Genomic DNA, 20810 nt, shown 5'->3' on the forward strand with positions numbered 1-20810 from the left:
TTTGGATAAAATCAAAGAAATTTTTCAAAATAAAGAGTTAATGATGTCTGAAAAAAAGAATCTTATTAATCTAGAAAAAGCAAACACTGATTTACTATTATTGGGACAAAGTCCATCTGAATGCTCTCTAAGTTTTATATGCTTAAATGCTGATTCAATAAAATTAGAAAAAAAATACGTTACTAGTATTCAAAAAAATTATACTCAAATTGGATGGAATTTCATTGATAATGATGTAGCATTCTTTAACATCTATAAAAAGCTAGTAACAACATTGTTCCAATTTATACGAGATACAAATTTTTGGGATTTGAATATCAATCTTCAAAATTATGAACTACAAAAGATTATAAATTCTTTATCCTACTTAAATACATTAGGAATTACACATGGATATCTCTCATTTCTATCTAATATCAAATACTTCACTTCGCAAATACAAGCGTTATATTCTAAAAGTGACGTGGATAGTATTGAGAATCGCATCTTTAATCTCAACTCATTTGAAGAATCTAAACTTTATGACAAGCCTCAAGTATCTAACTACCTTATAAAAAATTTCGAAAATATACTTGAACTTATTAATTCTGTAGATACTCATCAAATATCCAGTGTTGATAATTTTTTTAATGCGCCCTATAAAATGGACTATAGTTTATTTCATAAAACTTTTTTGAGTGATAGTATTCTTAAAAAATACTATAATTCTAAAGAATTTCAAACTTACAGATTTATTATGACTGAGATATTCAGAATATTACCTCTATTCGGTATTAGTTTAAATAGAAGAAATCATCTCTTATTTCTATGCGTAAAAAATATAGAACATTTCTATAAAATAACATGGAAAACCCAGTATTGTGAGAGTCATACATTTTACAATAATCATAAAATTTTAGGGGAAAAGTAATGCTAATAAAAATTGATAAAAATAACGATTTGCTATTTTTTAAAAATAATAATGTCGTAATAGCTAATAATCCAGGATTAAAATTATCCAAAAATACTCTGTATAATACAAAATTCAAAAAACACAGCTTTAGCTATATGGATGTAGCTTTAGATGATATACTACCTATTTCAAATAATCAGCATGATATTGAAGAAACTGTTAGACGTTTAGAACTTGAATTTGGAAATTTTTTAAATTCTGGTTTGCTAGATAGTAGTCCCCTTGTACAAGGTAGCATATTTTCTATATATTTTGATGATACTTTTTTTATAGAAAAAAATCTAACTCTTCTCTTTTTAAAATATTATATTAAAAGATTCGTAAGTAGAGATGCTATTTCAGTATTAATTTCTGATTCAGATTTATCTACATGGAAGAAATATCTCCAAAATTGTAACCACATCAACCGGTTACAAAACCAAAATGATCTTTATATTCTAAGAGCAAATCAAAAGGTTGACTATATTACAAAAACATACACTACTTTCAAACAAATCAAAAACACATTTAATAATTATCAACCTCAATTCATTCAAAATGTTAATATTTTTGGCCCTATAATTGGATATAAAAATTCTAACTATAAATATAAATACGTAAATCTATTTAATAGAATAACTGTAGTTATAGTACATTTATAAATAAGGAGAATACCCCATATGCAATATATAAATATAGACAGTAATATTCCTTGGGATTTTATTAACTCCCAGGCCATTGTTGACGATATATGCATTAAGTTGCCACTAGAATATAACATTATTATTAAAAAAAATATTAACTTTAAGTCTAATTTATGTAATACCTTAAGTTATTTAAGAAAATACGCCAAAACTAATTGGTTCTTATTTTTTTACGATGCAGATTATTCAAACGTAACTACAATTAATACTGATAACATAAACACTAAACTTAACATTAATTATGACATTATGCTAGTTAAAAAACATAATGTCATTAACCATTTGAATTTCATTAAATCAAGGTATTCCTCAGCTCCTGCTAAAGATAACATATATGACAAAATATTTTCCAACCAAGTTACTATTTCATTGGAAAACTACAAATACTTAAGCCTTGCTGATGCGGGTAGCAAAGCAAAAAAATACTTAGATACTCATGTAGTTGGAAAATTCACCTTAGATTCATCATCTACTCGTATTGCAGGTGGAGCATTTTCATTTACGGATGGTCTACCTACCAATAAAAGCTATGGGTATGGTAGGGGATGGCATTTTAGCGATGTATATAACATATCCTTATTGGAAGCCACTGAACGATTCGTATCACAGTACTACGCATATAATCCTAAACAAGTAACATTATTTTCCTCTTTTAATAATATTAAAGACAAAGCCTATCCTCCATCAGAGTACTTATTAGAAAAAGATTCAAAATTCTCTTTAAGTACTCCGACCTTTTGGACTTTATCCACATCACTTATATCTGGTGAAAAAATATGGGTACCTGAAGATTTGGCGGTCTATGGCAACCATATTTATAGGTCAAAAAAAAGATTAATACATGATAGTTCTAACGGTGTGTCCTTGGGAGGAACATATGCTGAGGCAATGATTGGTTCTATACTGGAACTTATAGAACGTCATAGTTTTCTTCTAACTTGGTTTGGAAATATACCTAGATTTAAATTGGATTGGCGAATTCATGTAAAAGACAAAAAGTTATACAACATTCTCAAAACAATGTCTGCTAACTATGATATTAATATATTTGAAATATCGTTTGTAGAGCCCATATATGTTATTTGGTGTTTAATAATAAATAAAAAAAATAATTCAAAAATGTATTCATATTCTGCAGCTAGTGCTGACTTTAATTTAGATAATGCCATATCTGGTGCTCTTTTAGAAGCAATAGTCGGTATGACTGTATATGAAAACAATCAAAATGAAGAACCTAAACAACCCTTAAAAATCACTACTTTAGAAGATCATGTTAAATTTTATGGAAATTCAAAATGTAGTAAAGCATTTAACTTCACTAATTCTTTTCTTCCATATAAAAGAAAGAATAAAGCTAATATATTCTGCAAATCTGATATTCCAATTACACAAGGAAAACTTTTACAATCTTTAATCAAGATTATATCACAGCAATTTAAAGATATTTTATGTGTAAATCTAACCTCAGATGATTTAAAAAATTGTGGTCTATATGCAACAAAAGTGATTATACCAGGAATATTTCCAATGACTTTTGGCGATAACTCACTTCGTATTGACACTAGCGTTGTAAATAAATATCGTAGCCTTTACTCTCTACCTACATTAACCCAATTTAATAATATCCCTCATCCGTTTCCTTAAGTAAAGAATTTTTATGAGAACTTCCCATAAAGATTCTTTACTAATGGCATTGCATCTTAGGTAAATGGAAATATTGAAGTTAAAGTCACAAAAGGATATTAAGAAATTATTATTTAGTTAAAGCTGTGTGCTTATATGTACTATAAATATATATTATGAGGAGCTTTTTTATGTGGATTTCATATCATGTTTTTTATTGGGATACGTCTTCAATAGATGATTTAATAATAAATATCTTTAATGAATTTTCAAAAGAAAAAATACGCAACTTCTTCTTTATTAGATATTGGGAAGGTGGTCCACATATAAGAATACGCGTTAGAGAAGAAGAAGATATCACATCTCTACAAGTTAAACATATTTTAAGTATATGTTTACTGCAAACATTGAAAAAATACCCCAATGCTAAAAACATAACTTTGGACAAGATAAAATTTTATAGATCTACTTTTACTGATGGATTAAAAATTAATCCAGACAAAATGGAATGGTACCAAAATCTTCAGATTGTTTCTAAGGATTATATTCCTGAAATTAGTAGATACGGTGGTATGGAGATACTACCTTACTCAGAACATGCATTCATTGCCTCATCTAAATATGTCAACAGCATACTTAACTTACATCTATCTAAGAAATCTAAGATTTTACTTCTTTTTGGTATTTTTTATAGTTTAATTGATGATATTTTTATGAATGATGTAAGTAACCGAAATTTATTTGTAACAAACTCATTATCATATTGGAATAAATTTAAGAGCTTAAAAAAATTTCACATCTCAATTAAAAATAACTTTTGGGAAAAGATTAACAATTTAGCTTTACAAATTAAAAAAGATGTTTTCTATCAATACTTTTTTAAAACTTTATTCCGGATCTATTGCTGTAAAGAAATTTCAACTGAATATAGAAGGGCTATTTTATTCTCTCAATTTCACATGACTGCAAATAGATTAGGTCTACCTATAGAATTTGAATCTCTTTTTTATAAATATATGCTAGAAAGGATACAATGTACTAATGAACGATAACCGTTACTGGATTCAAAAAAACGATAATTATGAACTTTTTTTAGACTATTTACGTAGAACTTCACAAAACTTGCCGGGTTGGCTCTCTTATTTTGCTCCACATAAAAATTACGAAATGCATTATGAACAACTTGAAGAAATTACCCCGTTTTGTTCTTTTTGGAAAAATATACCATATAAAGAATTGGATTTAAATGAGGCTCTACTACAACGTTCGTCTACTCCTATAGACAAGCTTAATAACACATGGACAGAGCAGGATATTTTATTTTTATTAAATCGTGCTATTAGTGATGGAACAAGACGTAGAAATAATGGAAAAGATTTTGGCCAAATAATCCCTTTACGTAATTATCCATCTGGTGGTGCAGAATATCCAATAATACCATATATTGTTTTTAATAAAACTATTGGTCGTTTTACTAAAAATCATTCTTACAAAATACATGGTGATATAGGATTTCTATCCGAGAACGCTACTTCTAGTGACCTTTCCTTTAAAGATATTTTTGCAATAGGGCAATTTAATAATAAATTATCCTATAAAATGGAAAATATATCTTTTGCTATTATTTTTGCAATGAATTTAAAAGATAGTTTTATTAAGTATCGTACTTTCTCACAACAGCTAGCTTTTATTGAAGCCGGTCATATTGCTCAAAATATTCAATTAATTACCGCTGCTATGAACAAATCTTCCATTTGTTCAGGCGGCGTACTTAATGATCAAGCACGCAAATTTACTAATGTTAAAGATGATGATACCTTTTTTATTTACGGCGTATTCGTGGGGTGAACCAGTATGATTATCAAAAAAATAAATAATAACTATTATGTAAATCCATTTTTAGAGTTATATACCTCGAATGGTGTGTCTTCTCTTAAAAGAAAGAAAATTGATAGCCTAATTATCAGTTGGAAAAAAACTAATAATTTTGATAAAACGATTATTTTATTACGAAAACTAGAAACTATCTTAAATGAACCAATACTACTAGATAAACCATCCTATATTTTCTTAGAAAAAATATGGAATATTTTACAATCAATCAATAGGTCTGATGTTTCTGATAAAACACTTTATAGTAGCTTTTTAAAAAAAATTAATACCTATAAAATTGTTGAATATCATACCTATAACAACACTGTAACTAAAAAAAATATTTTTTGTGGCACCAATCCAACTAAAATATATTCAATAATTTACTTCAGTGGTTCTTATCAGAAAAATGACATCATAAGGGTATGTAGAAAAAGTGAGACAGTTATGTTCATTAAGAAAAATACTCAAACAACATTTACTATCGGACCTTTCTTAAATAAAGTACACTTATTAGAGAAAAATCTAACGGTCTTAGATAAACTTTCTTCTGAAACCCCAGTTATTAGTTTTTATGAATCTGACATCAATAACGTAGGTATAAATTCTTATATTGAAACGCAATGCTATATCTCAATTATTGAGAGAATGACAAACTATTTGTATCAATCGAGTCCACTTTATAATCGCGCAATTACTTTAACACAAGGCAATATTATTTCCGTAAGTGACTTTCTACCACTATATTAATATTAGGAGTGATTGATTAATGAATGTATTGGAATGCCATAATGTTACTAAATCTTTTGATAATAAATTAGCATTAGAAAATGTGAGTTTTTCCTTAGAAGAAGGCAAGTGTATTGCTTTAGTTGGAAAAAATGGAGCAGGAAAATCAACTCTACTAAATTTGATTTCTAATAAATTACCACTTTCTTCCGGAGAAATATTCAATACATTTTCTGAATCAGAAATTGGTTATCTAACCCAAACGACTAAGTTTCCTAGTGATATTAAGGTAGCGGAATTACTTGAATTCGTTGCTAGTTTCTCTAGAAACCATCTCAATGATGATGAAATTAACTATATTTTAAATTTTACTAGCACACAACTAAATCAAATCGCTTCTAAATTATCAGGCGGTCAACAACGACTTCTAGATGTATGCCTAACTATCATGAACCATCCTAAATTTTTAATAATTGATGAACCTACTGCAGGTATGGATACTAATACACGCCAACATTTTTGGAAAATAATTAAAAATCTTAAAAAAAAAGGTACAACAATTATTTTTACAACTCATTATATAGAAGAAATTGATTATTGTGCAGATTATGTTCTTCTTTTGAAAAAAGGACACTTGATTGCTAACGATACTCCATTTCACTTAAGAAGTTTAAAACAACAGAGAACACTTATATTCGACAAAAAAATATACCAACAATATGAAGAAAAACTTAAAAAAATAGCTAATACTAAAGAGATTGTATCTACAAAGCAAGATACTACTACTACATGGAATTTTAGTAGCAATTATACCAACACTATATTGTCTTCTTTACTAGATCAAAATATTAACCTATCCAGTGTTGAATTAAGTAACGCATCTTTACTTACAGCTATTTTTGAAGACTAGAAAATTAAAGGAGTTGTTTTTCATGCTAGCACTATTAAAAATAGAGTGGTTACGTCTAACTAGAAACAAAAAATATATTTTTATGACAGCAGTAATGCCCATTGTCTTATTTATTGTTTTTTCATCAGTTTATGAAAAGAGTAATTCAGCTTTTACCCAAAATTTCTTGATGTCTATGACAACTTTTTGCTTAACCAGTTTTGCATTATATAATTTCCCATTCGATATCATGGAAGATAAAAATAACGGTTGGGATGAAACTTTACAAAAAGTTCCTCTCTCCAAATTTCAAGTCACTCTAGTTAAAATAATCAAAATGACAATTGAATCTGCACTCTCAATTATACTAGTATTTCTAGCCGGGCATTTTCTTAAAAATGTCAATCTTACTTTAACTCAATGGCTTGTTTCAGGTCTTTTGCTATTGTTTGGTTCAACGATTTTTCTTAGCATTGGCACACTATTAACGCTCTTCAAAGATATGCAAACTGCCTCTATATTTTCAAATATCCTTTACTTTGGATTGGCTATATTAGGTGGTCTATGGGTTCCAATTAATGTTTTCCCTATTTTTTTACAAAAGATTGCCAAGTTTACACCAACTTATCACTTTAGAGAACTGGCAGTTAGCTATATATCTAAAGGAATAATTCCGTGGTTTTCATTATATATACTCATTCTCTACGGTCTATTTTTCCTGACAATCTTTTATGTTGTTGCCAAACAAAGCAAGACTTTAAGAACTATATCTAACTACAATAAAAAATCTTAAAAATATGATTTCTACCTGAACCTTATATCTAATTATATAAAACTGTTTGAAATTCAGTTGATAAGAAACTTGATTTCAAGCAGTTTTTTACTCTATACAAAATTTTATGCATCTCAGTTTCAAATAATTTTAAGAAATTAGCGTAACCTTTCTTAGAAGCCTTCGATAGCTTGAATTCAAAGAACTTACTCCATAATTAAAAAACTCTAGATGCAAAGTCAATCACACATCTAGAGTTTTGCGGAGATTTTTGTTTTTTATAAATGTGTTACTTTATCCCCTAGTCTGCTTGGCTAGCTTCTAAGGCAACTACATCCCGGGCAATCATAACTTCTTCATCCGTCATTATCCGCATAACCGTCACATTTGAATTAGGAGTCGAGATAATGTTATTAATCCCCCGCTTACTATTTTCACCTGCATCGAGTTCAATTCCCAGGTAGGCTAGCTTTTCAACAATGTGCGCCCGCAAAGAAACGGAGTTTTCACCAATCCCAGCGGTAAAGATGATGCCATCGACCCCGCCCATTTCAGCAATGTATTGGCCAATATAATCAACTACGGTCCGTTCAAAGATTTGGCCGGCTAAGGCAGCCCGGTGATTTCCTGCTCTAGCCGCTTGGCTAACATCCCGCATGTCGGAGGAAACTCCAGAAATCCCCAAGAGTCCAGATTGTTTATTAAGAATCTCTAGCATCTCGTCAATCGAACTAATCCCCAAGTGATCCATCGCGTAAGCAATCGCTGACGCATCGACGTCCCCTGAGCGGGTAGCCATTGTCAGTCCTGCCAAAGGGGTGAAGCCCATCGAAGTATTGAATGACTTCCCGTTCTTAATTGCACAGATAGAAGCCCCTGCCCCCAGGTGACAGCTGATTAACTTCAAGTCCTTTAAAGGCTGATTCAGCAATTTTTGGGCTTCATTAGCCACGTAGCGGTGACTCGTGCCGTGGGCCCCATAGCGCCTTATTCCCAGTTTTTCATACCATTCGTACGGAACACTATAAATGTAATTTTCCTCTGGCATCGTTTGGTGAAAGGCAGTATCGAAGACCACCACGGAACAAGCATAAGGTAAAATTTCCTTGAAGGCTTTAATTCCAATTAGGTTGGCTGGATTGTGGAGTGGCGCTAGGTCTTGAATTTCTTCAATCTTTCTAATCACCTCATCATCCACAATCTCAGAATGTTTAAAGTACTCGCCCCCAGCAACTACCCGGTGACCGACCCCGTTGATTTCCATATAGTCTCGGATAATTTCAAGCTTAATCAACAACTTCATTAACAGGTCGACGGCTACCTTGTGGTCCTTGATATCCTCAACCTTTTCGTATTTTTGCCCCAAGCCATATTTGATTTCGACCCGGGAATCCTTAATCCCAATTCGTTCAATCTTACCAGCCGCAATCACTTCTTCTGCTGGCATGACAAACAACTTAAACTTTAAACTTGAACTACCTGAGTTAATTGCAAGTACTTTTTCCATAAAAAACCCTCCAATAGCTAATAGCGCTTAATGTAAGTTAACGCACCATTCACCTTTTATTTTACGCTAGATACCGCTTACATTCAATTTATTTTACGAACTAACTAAAAAAGGTTGAGACCAACGCCCCAACCTTTCGCACTTATTTAACTGCAGCCACAATTTGAGCAACTAAGTCTTGGTCCGTTAAACCAGTTGTTTCCTTAACGACTGTTTCTAGGTCTTTTTCCTTTAACATTGCTTGGAGTTTTTGACTTTCTTCATCTTGTGGTTCATCGAAGTGATAAATCAAGCCGACCGTTTCTAGGAGGTGGGCATAACCTAAGCCCCGTTCCTTAGCTTCTCTGATTGGCCGGATGAAGCGTTCATCGTAACCCAACTTCCGAATTGGGGTCCGACCTACCCGAGCAATGTCATCAGAGATGTAGGTATTTTCAAAGCGGCTGACAATCTTAGCTTGGTAAGCCTCGTGTTTAGCCCGGTCAAAGCCCCACTTGGCAATCAATAAGTCACCAGTTTCTTTAAGGACACTCTTTAATTGGTCTAGTACCTTTTCGTCCTTGATAGCGTCACCGATAGTTTCATAGCCCAGGCTCTTCCCAGTGTAGGCTACCGTTGCGTGTCCGGTATTAACTGAGAATAACTTTCTTTCGATGTATGGTTCAAGGTCCGGTGCATATTCAACTGACTTAAGTTTAAAGTCCTTGTTAGCCATCTGTTGTTCGTCAACTACCCATTCTTTAAATGGTTCTACGGAAACAAAGAGTGGGTCATCGTGCTTTTGCAGTGGCACAATCCGGTCAACAGCTGCGTTAGGAAAACCAATGTATTGGTCAGCAAATTCCTTACCTTCAGCGTCTAAATGACTATAAACATCTTTTTTCAAACTTTGACTACCGCCAATCATATTTTCGCAAGCAATCACGTCTAACTTAGCGGCATTACCAGCAGCTTTACGAGCTTCAATCCCTTGAGCAATTAAAGGGGCAATAAACTTCAAAATCTTAGGCCCAATCGCTGTTGTCACTAGGTTAGTATCCTTAATGGCAGCAACTACTTGTTCAGGGTGCTTACCGTTGTTAATTCCAGAAACATTCTTAACGGTAATTTGTTCCTGACCCGGAGCCGCTAATTCAATTGTGTAACCATGGCGTTCGTTCAAAGCGTCGATGATTGTTTCGTTAACGTCCACGAAGTCAATTTCAAAGCCATTACTTGCTAAAACTTCACCAATAAATCCACGACCAATATTACCTGCTCCAAAGTGTACTGCTTTCATTATTCTCCAACCTCTTTCAATAAGTTAATAATTTCGTCCTTTGATTGTGCGTCAGCCAATTTAGCTACATTTCTGACGTCACTACAGAAGAGGGCAATCTGTGACAAGATATTTAGGTGCTCGCCGTTTAGACCAGCGATTCCAAAGACTACGGTTACTACTTCTGAGTTAGCATCGTCATCGCTACTAAAGTCAACTCCCATTGGAATTTGCACGATAGAAATGCCGGTCTTCTTGATGTACTTCTTACCATCATCCGTACCGTGAGGGATAGCAATGAAGTTACCCATGTAGGTAGAAACATCATTATTTCTAGCAATCATTGAATCAATGTACTCTGGTTCAACACAACCACTGTCAACTAACAACTTACCCGCTAATTCAATTGCTTCGTTTTTAGTTGCTACGTGCTTGTCTAATACAATCATGTCCTTTTGTAAATCCATCTAAGCTCACCTCACTAGTTTAATTTCTTAACAATTTCATCGTACTTGTCAGATGTTAATAAGTCGTCAACCACCACAATTTGAACGTTAGTGTAACGAAGGCGTAAGTTCTTGGCAGCCTGTGCAGTTACAACTACTAAGTGACTACTATCATCATCTAAGTCGTTAATCTTAACGTTTTTAACCGTTACTTCTTTATTAGCCTTGGTTAAGCGTTCCTTCAAAAGAGTTGTTGCCATTGTAGCAGTCCCTTTGTGTTGATCGTGACTGATGAAGTCAACTTCGGTAACCTTAGCAAAGTCAACGTTTGCTACTGGATCGCTAGCTTGGGTCTCAGTCTTTGCTTCTGCCTTAGCGGTTGGTTCAAATTGGCTGATAGCCTTTAAGTTAGCTACCACTTCATCATATTTTGGACTACTTAAGAAATTATCAACGGCCACGTGCATTGCACTTGGGGTTCTTTGGGCAGCCCGTTCTGCTAATTCTTCTTGGGTAATAACTAATAAACCTGCTTCATCTTGAAGGCGGTTGATAGCTGTGTTAGTAACAGTCACATCGGTAATCCCTGCTTTCTTAACCTTATCCCGGAGAAGAGAAGCACCCATTGCAGATGAACCCATGCCGGCATCACAAGCAAAGATAACCTTCTTAACATCACGGTAGCTTTCAACTGATTCTTGAGCAGACATTGCAGTTGGCATTTCCTTACCCTTTGATTCAGCCTTCATAGCTTGCATTTGTGCTTGCTTAGCAGCTAAATCGTCATCGTCTTCCATTGACTTATCGTGTTTCAAAATAACAGCGGCAATTAAGAAGGAAACCACGGCGGCTACTAAAACCCCTGCAAATGTTCCAAAGTAAGCTCCCTTAGCGGTCATTAATGCAATCGCAATAATTGAACCTGGGGAAGCAGCAGCCTTTAAGCCCCCACCTAATAATTGGAAGGTAAAGGTTCCGCTAACCCCACCGGCAATAGCGGCGATAATCAATGCTGGTTTCATTAAGATGTATGGGAAGTAGATTTCGTGAATTCCACCAAAGAAGTGAATGATGGCAGCCCCTGGAGCGGAAGCCTTAGCTGAGCCTTTACCAAAGAACATGAAGGCTAGCAAGATTCCTAACCCTGGACCAGGATTAGATTCAAGTAAGAACAATACTGACTTACCAGCACTAGCAGCTTGTTGAATCCCTAACGGAACTAAAATCCCGTTCCCAATGGCGTTATTTAAGAATAAAACCTTAGCTGGTTCGATGAAAATGTTAGCTAGTGGCAACATGTGGATGGAGATGATAAAGTCAACTCCTTTACCCATAAGGGTACTACCACCAACAACTAATGGGTTAACTACGTAAGTCCCTAGGATTGCTAACAACATCCCTAAAATCCCGCTAGAGAAGTTGTTATAAATCATTTCAAACCCTGATGGAATCTTGTCTTGGAATAGTTGGTCAAATTTCTTAATGCACCAACCACCTAAAGGTCCCATAATCATGGCCCCTAAAAACATTGGTACCTTAGCCCCAACGACAACCCCCATTACGGCAATGGCACCAACTACGGCCCCACGTTCTTCATATACTAAGCGTCCACCGACATAAGCGATTAATAATGGCAATAAATAACTAAGCATTGGGGAAATCAATAAGGCAATCTTGGCATTTGGGAACCAACCGTTAGCCATAAAGATCGCGGTAATTAAACCCCAGGCAATAATTGCAGCAATGTTAGGCATGACCATACTACTTAGGTTTGTACCTAATTTTTGGACTTTAGCCTTAAAAGATGTATTTTTCTTAGCCTCCATATTTGGGAAACCTCCTCTTCTTGTTTACGGTTTCATGATAACGCTAACACGAAGCGCTTACAATCTTTTCCAGTTGTCATTTTGACTCACCTGTTTGTGTCACACTTTTGTTAACGTTTTCACAACCGGCGATAAAGCCCGTCCTTAAGCTTTTCTTAAACTGTTAAACTTTCTGTCACATGACATAAACTTGTGACAGAAAGCTAGCTAAGCTAATTTGCAAATGCCAAAAAGACCAAGCTGAAAATTCAACTTGGTCCTGCTTTAACAAACTATTTTAACGTAAAATGTCAATCAAGTTTCGCTTAGAAGCTTGACTAGCTGGTAGAATCCCGAAGATAACTCCAACTATGGTTGAGACACTAAATGCTAGGAGAAAATCTGTTACCGTTACGACTGCATGAATACCGTATGGTAAGAAGACTGAGATGAGGGTTGACAGGCCCCAACCGAGCGCAAAACCTACCAAGCCCCCACCGACGGTTAACATAATTGCTTCCATCAAGAATTGCCACATGATGTTAGTCTGGGTTGCCCCTACCGCTAGACGAATCCCAATTTCTTGGGTTCGTTCAGAAACAGAGATGTACATCATATTCATTACCCCAATTCCGGCAATGAATAAGGAAATCCCGGCAATCGCCGACACAAAGTAGGTAATCATGTTCATGGTCTTAGAAATTGATTTAAGGATTACCCCTTCGTTGTAATATTGGTAAACCCCTTCCTTTCTCAGCTGACCATTTTTCTTGAGGTACTTAACTACCCGCTCACTGACCTTATTAGCATCCTGGCCATTGCGGATTGTTAATTGTAAGGTACTGCCCCGGTCGGCTTTACGTCCTTGCAGGTAGGCCTGCTTAGGAAGCATAAAGCTAGCCCCGTACTTATAATAGCCTTGGGGTTTAAAGAGTCCTTGGATTTGATAGGACTTATCTCCAATAATAACTACCGTTCCTAAGGCGTTTTGCTTGTGCTTATACACTTTTTTAGCATAGCCTTCACTTACTAAAATCACCCTTTGCCCTAACTTTAGTTGGCTGTTAGTAAAATTCTTGCCCGCTTTCATCATATCGCTTGGCAGTGGCGAAGTTAGGAGGCTGACACTGCCACTCACAACCGCGTTACCCATCTGAATGCCACTCGTAGCCACATTTTCTGTTTCTAGTTTGAAATCGGCATTAGATATTTCCCGGGAAAAGGCTTGCTTAATATTAGCCAAGTCTGCTTGGGTAAAGCCCTGCATCGAATTTTTTTCGGCATTAAAAAAGCTAATTTCTGTCTTCTGTTCCCCACTACTGCTGGTTTTAAACTCAGAAATCATTTTATTTCTGACCCCATTTCCTAGGGCAATGATAGTGATTACCGCTGCAATCCCAATGACAATTCCAATCATTGTCAAGGCACTCCGCCGTTTATTGGCAATCAGCGACCGGTAGGAAACCTTTATCAAGTCTAAATAGGTCACTTAGGCCACCCCCGTATCTGAAATCAACTTACCATCAAGGATTGTCAGCAGCCGATCGACTTGCTGGCCCACCTTGGGATCGTGAGTTACGATGATAATGGTCGTCTTATTTTCTTTATTTAATTGCTTGAATAAAGCCATAATTTCTGCCGAGGTATGGCTATCCAAGGCCCCGGTTGGTTCATCGGCAATTAAGAAAGTTGGTTTACCAATGATGGCCCGCGCAATCGACACCCGTTGCTGTTGCCCCCCGGATAGTCTTGAAGGTAGGTATTTCTCATAGCCACCAAGGCCAACCCGCTCTAAGACCTGGCTAACTCGTTGATCAATTTCTTTTTTCTTAACCCCAGCATACATCAAGGGCAGGGCCACATTTTCAGCCACGGTTAGGTTTTGAATCAACTTGAAGTTTTGGAAGACAAAGCCTACGTTTTGATTACGTAAACTGGTAAAGCGCTTGTTATTTAGGTAACTGACATCGTCCCCCTTAAATGAGTAAGTTCCTTCATATTCACGGTCTAAAAAGCCAATAATATTGATTAAAGTCGATTTACCAGAACCAGATTGGCCCATAATTCCCACAAATTCCCCTTCGTTAACATCAAAACTAATGTCGTGGAGAATATGAACCCGGCCGTCTCCTTGTTGATAGTACTTGTTAATCTTTTTTAGCGAAATCATTAAGGTAACTGCTCCCCTTCCTTTAAATCACCATCTGGATTGGAAACTACCTTTTGGCCTGCTGTCAGCCCAGCTGTCACAATATATTGGCCATCTACTTCTTTGCCCGTAATTGCTTGGCTGGTTACCTTTCCGTCTTCGACCACATAAACCTTGCCTTGGCGGACACAGCTCTTAGCGATAATAATCCCTGCTTGAGCTACCTTGGCCTTAATTGTTTGTCCGTCAATAAAGTTTTTGGCATCTAAGTCAGCGTAGACCTTATACTTAGAGCCGTTTGTGGCATTAGTAGTGGCTGGGTGAGCGTCAACTAAAGTGATCGTTGCCTCTTGTTTCTTGCCGGTTGCAACCGCACTAACAGTTACACTATCCCCAGCTTTAACCTTAGCGTAGTCATATTCAGACACGGTTGTTACCATTTGGAGGGCACTAGAACTGACGGTGACCTTGGCGTTGCCATTATCATCGTATTTAACCGCTACATCCCCGTCAAATGGTGCCACCGAGTTGGGCGAAACTTCTTGAGACACTTGGTCAATCTTTCTTTGCGTAGCGTTAATACTGTCGGTTGCATCTGCCACTTCATCATTCGCACTTGCAACTGCATCCTTAGCTTCACTATAACCTTCATCGCTACTTTGCATTTTGTTTAAAGTATTCCGAGCGTCTTGCAACTTTTGGTTAGCCGTAGTCTTAGCCCGTTGGTACTTAGCCAAAGTGACCTTCAATTCATCCAGTTCACTCGCGTTAGCTTGATTATAAGTTGTATATAAAACCTGGCCGTTAGTTACCTTTTGACCATCCTTGACTTCCATTTGAGCTAAGTTCTTCTTAGTCACCATGAAAGACCGCACCTCTTTAGGGCTGACATTGCCACTCATAGTAAGGGGCAAGGCCTTTTGAGCCACCATCGTCTCATAGTGGCTGGTCTTTTTTTCTTCCTTAGAATGGGTTAACGACCAGATTCCCCCTAAGACGGCTAAAACTACCACCGCTAATACACCAATGATAATAAACTTCTTTTTTTTCATGTGAGATTTCTACCCCTATTCTAAAATTTTAATACCCTTTCATCTTATCATAATTTTAAAAAATAGAGATAAACATTTCCTAAACGGTTATTTTTCCGTCATAACCGTTAATCTGCAAGCAAAGCACTTGACTTGGACCACACTCCAAGTGGAATAATAAAGCAAAACTAATTTTTAGGGGGAAACTTATGTCTTTACTAATCTTGCTTCCAATTGGGATGGGCTTACTATTAGGTACCCAAACCGCTATTAACTCCCGACTCCGGGCCTTTGTAGGCTCACCTTACATTGCTTCTGCCATTTCCTTTACAGTTGGGACCTTATTCTTACTATCACTAACGGCCATTAAAGAGGGGTTACACCTAAGCATTAGTGGTCCCTGGTGGGCTTGGCTAGGTGGATTGCTAGGTACAATTGCACTGACTACTAATATTTTGCTCTTTCCTAAGTTAGGCAGCGTCCAAACTGCGGTCCTGCCCATCTTTGGCCAAATCTTTGCCAGCTTAATTATTGATCAATACGGACTATTTGCTTCCGTCCAAACTAAATTAACTTGGATTAAACTACTGGGATTACTGTTAGTCTTATCCGGGGTCTTACTGACAGTAGTTGAAAAAAACAGCTCAAACCAACGGCCCGGCCACGTCAAAGGCCTACTAGCTTGGCAGCTTGCTGGAATCTTGGCTGGAATGTTAGGTGCTTGCCAGATTGCCATTAATGGCCACTTAGGTCAAATTCAACACTCCCCACTGGTTGCGGCTAGTTATTCCTTTGCTTCTGGCGCCATCATCTTATGGCTAGTCTGCCTCTTTAAGCGGCATAGCTTTACTTCAGTCAAAGCCACCTTTGAACAAGGCCCCCGTTACTGGTGGATCTGGCTGGGCGGTTTCTTTGGCGCCCTCTATGTTTTCGGTTCCGCCTTTTTAGTAACTAAAATTGGTACCAGTCAAATTGTTATCTTTGCCCTCTTTGGTCAGCTAAGCGCCAGCGCCCTCATCGAACACTTCGGCCTGCTAGAAAGCCAACCTAAGCCAGTTCACCTCCAAAAGATTTGCGGGCTCATTCTCCTCTTTATCGGCGTAATCATTACTAAGTTAGTATAGCTTTATAGCTAATTAGGCTTAACTTTTATTAATTTTTGCCGATATAGTTAGCGTAGACTTAGTTTAACTAAAGCCTAAAATTCATAAAAGGGAGTCTTCAACTATGAAGAAATTTTTAGTCTTATTTGCTACAATTTTCGTGGCACTACTCTTTTCTACACAAACTATTTTTGCAGTAAATAACATCTCTAAGATAGATATTGAACAACTAGGCGACACTTACCTTGCCTATATGGGTTATCGAAAATATTGGCGCGTAACATCTAATCATACGGATTATATAAAAGGTAATGCTTACTTAGATGAAAATAAACAGGTTCCAGCTAAAAAAGTTACCTTTACCGTCGAACTAGACGGACTTTTCCCTGATCACGATATCTATCCTGTTAATAAAACAGTAATTACAACAGATGAAAATGGTCATTTTAATTCAATTATAAACGTTGGACAAGGTGCTGGCTTACAAGAATACTCTGTTTACAGGATTGTACATCGCTATGATTTAATTAATATTGCTTTTAAAAATAATGATGGTACGTTAATTGAAGCTAGAAATTCAACCGTTGACTACAACGTTGTCAAGAAAGTATACCGCCTTGCCTACAGATACAGAAACTAGGTGATCAACATGAGTTTAAATATTTCTAACCTATATTCTCCACATCCCCTTACGAAACTTACTTCAAAGGAAGTTGATTCAACAACAACTTCCCCGCAAACTGAAACAAGTAACGTTGCAGTCCAAACTACCTCACCAGTGACTGCGCACCACCTGAGAGCACATGCAACTCTATTTGCTAACTTTGCTAAAGAAGATCAAGCAGTGGTGGCAAACATCGAAGCTAAACTACTAGCCATCAAAGAAAAGTTACATTTAACGGAGAAAGAAAATGTCAGTGCACCTTTCACTGCCAATCCACAGCATTACGTCGAAATGTATCAACAAGGCGGAGGAGATTTTAGTCAAGCTGCTCTCAGTGCTACTGAATTAGCTAATGTCTTTGATTTTTCTAACTACCAAAAGGAAGATATTATTGTGCAAGCAAGTAAGACTATTACATCCAGTCTATTTGAACATGCTGATACTAGCTTACTGTCACTAGGAATATCTCTCCGTGATAACTTAAACCTAAAGTACGATGAACAAGCTGAATTAACAGCTTTAAAGCAACTCCAAACAAGAACCAACTCCGATCCTGATATCAACGGCTACCTAAATGATGGATATATTTTTCAGAGTAAAAATTCTTTTTTCAAGCTTGATCCCTTGAAAGAAGATGGGACCGCTATAGATTTTTCTCTCCGCTTAGGTGATAAGCTTAAGGCAGCTGGTGCTTTCGCTAACTTGAAGCCAGCAGAAGAAGCAAAAGTTAACTCATTACTTTCACAGAGTCTTGCTGACCTCAAACCTGTTTTCAACAATACTTCTAGCATGCCGGGAAAAATTAGTAGTGCCGAGGCACAATTGTTAGCTAAAATTACCAGTAAAGCTCTCGATGTCATTGAAAAAAATTTAATTGACCCTAGTGGCCAAGCCGCTTTTCACAAGGTCAGCTCTGAATTTAAATCGTTTCTCCACATTAAAACTAGCTTGTATCAAAATTATGAGGAAGGTGAAGCCCGTTACGACGAAATTTGGACTAAACGGGTTAAAAACGTCAAACTTAGTGAGGAGTTCTTAGCAGCTCTTAGAAACGCTGGAACTTTCCGAACATTGGGTCAGGTCGCACATTCTACTGAGGCAACTGACACTTACCGCCAAGCACTCAACCACTTTTTAGACCAACTAGATAAATTAGATAAAAATACCGACGTTAATGCTTTATTGACCAAGTTTGAACAGGCTAATCGTGCTTACTACACCAATGATTCAGCCGATGAACAACTCCTCGCCTCTTATCGCTTGAATTTTCAAAGTTTTGATCATATTAAAACTTACTGGCAGAATTTACAAACCGCGCTTACAGAATCATAGCCACTAAAAAAGATGCACCCGACTGATATGCTGGGTGCATCTTTTTTAGGAATTAATTATTCAACTGTCACACTCTTAGCTAAGTTTCTTGGCTTATCTACGTCATAACCCCGTTGAATACTTGCATAGTAGGCAAGTAATTGGGTTGGGACGATGGCCACTAAGGCTGATAAGAGTGGGGTAATTTCTGGCAAGACGATTTGATCAGTTGGTGTTGCCAAGTCGCGACTAACGATGTATAAGACGTTAGCCCCCCGGGCCTTAACTTCTTGGGCGTTACTTCTCGTGTGGTTAGCAGTCTTCTTGTCAGTGATGATTGCAACCACGGGAGTGTTTTCTTGAATCAAGGCAATCGTACCGTGCTTCAATTCCCCAGAGGCAAACCCTTCTGTTTGAATGTAGGAAACTTCTTTTAGCTTCAAGGCTGCTTCTTGAACGATGGCGTAATCCATTGTCCGGCCGATGTAGAAGGCGTTTCTAGTATTCTTTAACATGTCGGCGGCAATCTTTTCAATCTTACCCTTTTCGTCAACTAATTCTTGCATCCCGTTAGCTGCCTTGGTTAATTCGGCTGCCACGTCAAAGTCTTTGATGGTTGCGATTTGCTTGTAAACCCCTAAAGCCTTAGCCAAGATTGCTTCCAACGCAATTTGACCAGTGTATGCTTTAGTAGAAGCCACCGCAATTTCTGGCCCTGCATACAAGAGCAAGGTGTAAGTTGCTTCCCGTGAAAGGGTGGAGTTCATTACGTTGGTAATAGTTAAGCTTGGATAGCCGGCTTGGTTAACTTGCGTCAAAACTTGGCGGCTGTCGGCTGTTTCCCCACTTTGGCTAAGGAAGATGAAGAATGGCTTAGCTGAAAGTAGTGGCGGGTTATAGGCAAATTCAGAGGCCACGTGAACTTCGGTTGGCACTTGAATTAATTTTTCAAATAATTCTTTGCCGACCAACCCTGCATGGTAACTAGTCCCGGCTGCCACGATGTAAATCCGGTCTGAGTCAGCCATGGCCTTCAATAAGTCAGCATCAATCTTGATTGAACCGTCTTCGGCAATGTATTCCTTGATTAAGTTCCGCATTACCCCTGGTTGTTCGTCGATTTCCTTTAACATGTAGAATGGGTAAGCGCCCTTTTGAGCTTGGGCTGGGTCAGTGTCAACGTGGAATGGCTTTCTGTCAACGACTTGGCCAGCTGGGTCTTCAATTGTGATGGAAGTTGGCTTCAAGATGACAATTTCACCATCGACTAATTCGATAAAGTCATGAGTTTCCTTTAACATTGCCAAGGCATCACTGCAGACTACGTTAAAGCCATCGCCAACCCCAATTAAGAGTGGGCTCTTGTTCTTAGCAACGTATAAAGTATCTGGATCTTCCCGGTCTAAAAGCAAGAAGGCATAAGATGAGCTTTCATCTACTAAGCCTAATACTTTCTTGAAGGCTTCCTTAGTGCTTAAGCCTTCCCGGGCAAACTTAGCTACTAATTGCACGATAACTTCAGTATCAGTTTCACTAACTAAAGTTACATCTTGAAGGTAAGTTTCCTTCAATTCGGTGAAGTTACCAATCACCCCGTTGTGTACTAAGTAGAAGCGCTTGTCGTTTGAAACGTGTGGGTGCGCATTTTCCTTGCTTGGCACCCCGTGAGTTGCCCAGCGAGTGTGACCAATCCCAGTTGAACCGTGAACGTCAGCTGAAACTTCTGCCCGTAAATCAGCAATCCGTCCCTTTTCCTTTACTAGGTAGTCGTTACCTTTTTGGTCGTTAACGTAAATCCCAGCTGAATCATAACCCCGATATTCAAGTTGTTCCAAGCCGTTTAAGAGAATTTCAACTGCATTAGGGTTACCAGTAACACCGACAATTCCACACATATAAAATCAACCTTCCGTTTTCATAATTTAATTTCAAAAATTGGTATAGACAATATTTTTAAGATTATTTAGGTCACAAAACCAATAAACATACATAATATAACCTTTTAGTTTTTGCTTG

Annotated in this window: 19 protein-coding genes; 11 read left to right on the forward strand and 8 right to left on the reverse strand. The window is 36.9% G+C overall.

Features of this window, described 5'->3' with window-relative positions:
* Window position 1: 1 nt before the first annotated feature.
* The 8 genes from N4597_RS10575 to N4597_RS10610 all read left to right on the forward strand — a co-directional run bounded on the left by N4597_RS10575 (window position 2) and on the right by N4597_RS10610 (window position 7541).
* Window positions 2-910 carry a hypothetical protein gene (locus N4597_RS10575; protein WP_260903904.1) on the forward strand — a complete coding sequence of 303 codons (909 nt, stop codon included), beginning with the start codon at window positions 2-4 and terminating at the stop codon, window positions 908-910.
* Complete coding sequence (locus tag N4597_RS10580) at window positions 910-1593, forward strand: hypothetical protein (protein ID WP_260903905.1); 684 nt, start codon at window positions 910-912, stop codon at window positions 1591-1593. The genes N4597_RS10575 and N4597_RS10580 overlap by 1 nt, the downstream gene beginning before the upstream one ends.
* 18 nt (window positions 1594-1611) lie before the next feature.
* Complete coding sequence (locus N4597_RS10585) at window positions 1612-3279, forward strand: YcaO-like family protein (protein ID WP_260903906.1); 1668 nt, start codon at window positions 1612-1614, stop codon at window positions 3277-3279.
* 170 nt (window positions 3280-3449) lie between these two features.
* Window positions 3450-4310: a lantibiotic dehydratase C-terminal domain-containing protein gene (locus N4597_RS10590; RefSeq protein ID WP_260903908.1), complete on the forward strand. Its 861-nt coding sequence runs from the start codon at window positions 3450-3452 to the stop codon at window positions 4308-4310.
* The gene (locus N4597_RS10595) at window positions 4300-5106 is read left to right on the forward strand and encodes a nitroreductase family protein (RefSeq protein WP_260903911.1); all 807 of its coding nucleotides are present in this window, start codon (window positions 4300-4302) and stop codon (window positions 5104-5106) included. Before N4597_RS10590 ends, N4597_RS10595 begins: the two co-directional genes overlap by 11 nt.
* A 6-nt stretch (window positions 5107-5112) precedes the next feature.
* A complete protein-coding gene (locus N4597_RS10600) occupies window positions 5113-5880 on the forward strand; it encodes a hypothetical protein (protein ID WP_260903914.1) in 768 nt (255 codons plus the stop codon).
* Window positions 5881-5899: 19 nt separating this feature from the next.
* The gene (locus tag N4597_RS10605; protein WP_260903916.1) at window positions 5900-6769 is read left to right on the forward strand and encodes an ABC transporter ATP-binding protein; all 870 of its coding nucleotides are present in this window, start codon (window positions 5900-5902) and stop codon (window positions 6767-6769) included.
* A gap of 22 nt (window positions 6770-6791) precedes the next feature.
* A complete protein-coding gene (locus N4597_RS10610; protein WP_260903918.1) occupies window positions 6792-7541 on the forward strand; it encodes an ABC transporter permease in 750 nt (249 codons plus the stop codon).
* A 280-nt stretch (window positions 7542-7821) separates the two neighbouring features.
* Here N4597_RS10610 and N4597_RS10615 read toward each other — a convergent pair whose 3' ends face one another.
* The 7 genes from N4597_RS10615 to N4597_RS10645 all read right to left on the reverse strand — a co-directional run bounded on the left by N4597_RS10615 (window position 7822) and on the right by N4597_RS10645 (window position 15737).
* Window positions 7822-9027 carry an acetate/propionate family kinase gene (locus N4597_RS10615; RefSeq protein WP_172577320.1) on the reverse strand — a complete coding sequence of 402 codons (1206 nt, stop codon included), beginning with the start codon at window positions 9025-9027 and terminating at the stop codon, window positions 7822-7824.
* 142 nt (window positions 9028-9169) lie between these two features.
* Window positions 9170-10306, reverse strand: a complete 1137-nt coding sequence (locus N4597_RS10620) for a mannitol-1-phosphate 5-dehydrogenase (protein ID WP_260903921.1) — start codon at window positions 10304-10306, stop codon at window positions 9170-9172.
* Window positions 10306-10752, reverse strand: coding sequence for a PTS sugar transporter subunit IIA (locus N4597_RS10625; protein ID WP_050611488.1), 447 nt, complete (start codon window positions 10750-10752; stop codon window positions 10306-10308). The genes N4597_RS10620 and N4597_RS10625 overlap by 1 nt, the downstream gene beginning before the upstream one ends.
* Before the next feature lie 14 nt (window positions 10753-10766).
* Window positions 10767-12557 (reverse strand): PTS mannitol transporter subunit IICBA, encoded by a 1791-nt coding sequence (locus N4597_RS10630; protein WP_056975608.1) that lies wholly within the window; start codon window positions 12555-12557, stop codon window positions 10767-10769.
* A gap of 277 nt (window positions 12558-12834) precedes the next feature.
* Window positions 12835-14025: an ABC transporter permease gene (locus tag N4597_RS10635; protein ID WP_204773678.1), complete on the reverse strand. Its 1191-nt coding sequence runs from the start codon at window positions 14023-14025 to the stop codon at window positions 12835-12837.
* Window positions 14026-14706: an ABC transporter ATP-binding protein gene (locus N4597_RS10640; RefSeq protein ID WP_089144013.1), complete on the reverse strand. Its 681-nt coding sequence runs from the start codon at window positions 14704-14706 to the stop codon at window positions 14026-14028.
* The gene (locus tag N4597_RS10645) at window positions 14706-15737 is read right to left on the reverse strand and encodes an efflux RND transporter periplasmic adaptor subunit (RefSeq protein ID WP_056975602.1); all 1032 of its coding nucleotides are present in this window, start codon (window positions 15735-15737) and stop codon (window positions 14706-14708) included. The genes N4597_RS10640 and N4597_RS10645 overlap by 1 nt, the downstream gene beginning before the upstream one ends.
* A 188-nt stretch (window positions 15738-15925) precedes the next feature.
* Between N4597_RS10645 and N4597_RS10650 the strand changes: the two genes are divergently transcribed.
* The 3 genes from N4597_RS10650 (at window position 15926) to N4597_RS10660 (ending at window position 18815) form a co-directional block, all read left to right on the forward strand.
* Window positions 15926-16840, forward strand: coding sequence for a DMT family transporter (locus N4597_RS10650; RefSeq protein WP_260903928.1), 915 nt, complete (start codon window positions 15926-15928; stop codon window positions 16838-16840).
* A gap of 103 nt (window positions 16841-16943) precedes the next feature.
* A complete protein-coding gene (locus N4597_RS10655) occupies window positions 16944-17459 on the forward strand; it encodes a hypothetical protein (RefSeq protein ID WP_260903930.1) in 516 nt (171 codons plus the stop codon).
* 9 nt (window positions 17460-17468) lie between these two features.
* Entirely contained in the window at window positions 17469-18815 is a 1347-nt protein-coding gene (locus tag N4597_RS10660) for a hypothetical protein (protein WP_202022125.1), read from the forward strand.
* Between the two features lie 56 nt (window positions 18816-18871).
* Here N4597_RS10660 and glmS read toward each other — a convergent pair whose 3' ends face one another.
* Complete coding sequence (glmS, locus tag N4597_RS10665; RefSeq protein WP_260903933.1) at window positions 18872-20689, reverse strand: glutamine--fructose-6-phosphate transaminase (isomerizing); 1818 nt, start codon at window positions 20687-20689, stop codon at window positions 18872-18874.
* Window positions 20690-20810: the final 121 nt, after the last annotated feature.

The sequence above is a fragment of the Ligilactobacillus agilis genome (assembly GCF_025311475.1).
Taxonomy (GTDB): Bacteria; Bacillota; Bacilli; order Lactobacillales; family Lactobacillaceae; genus Ligilactobacillus; species Ligilactobacillus agilis.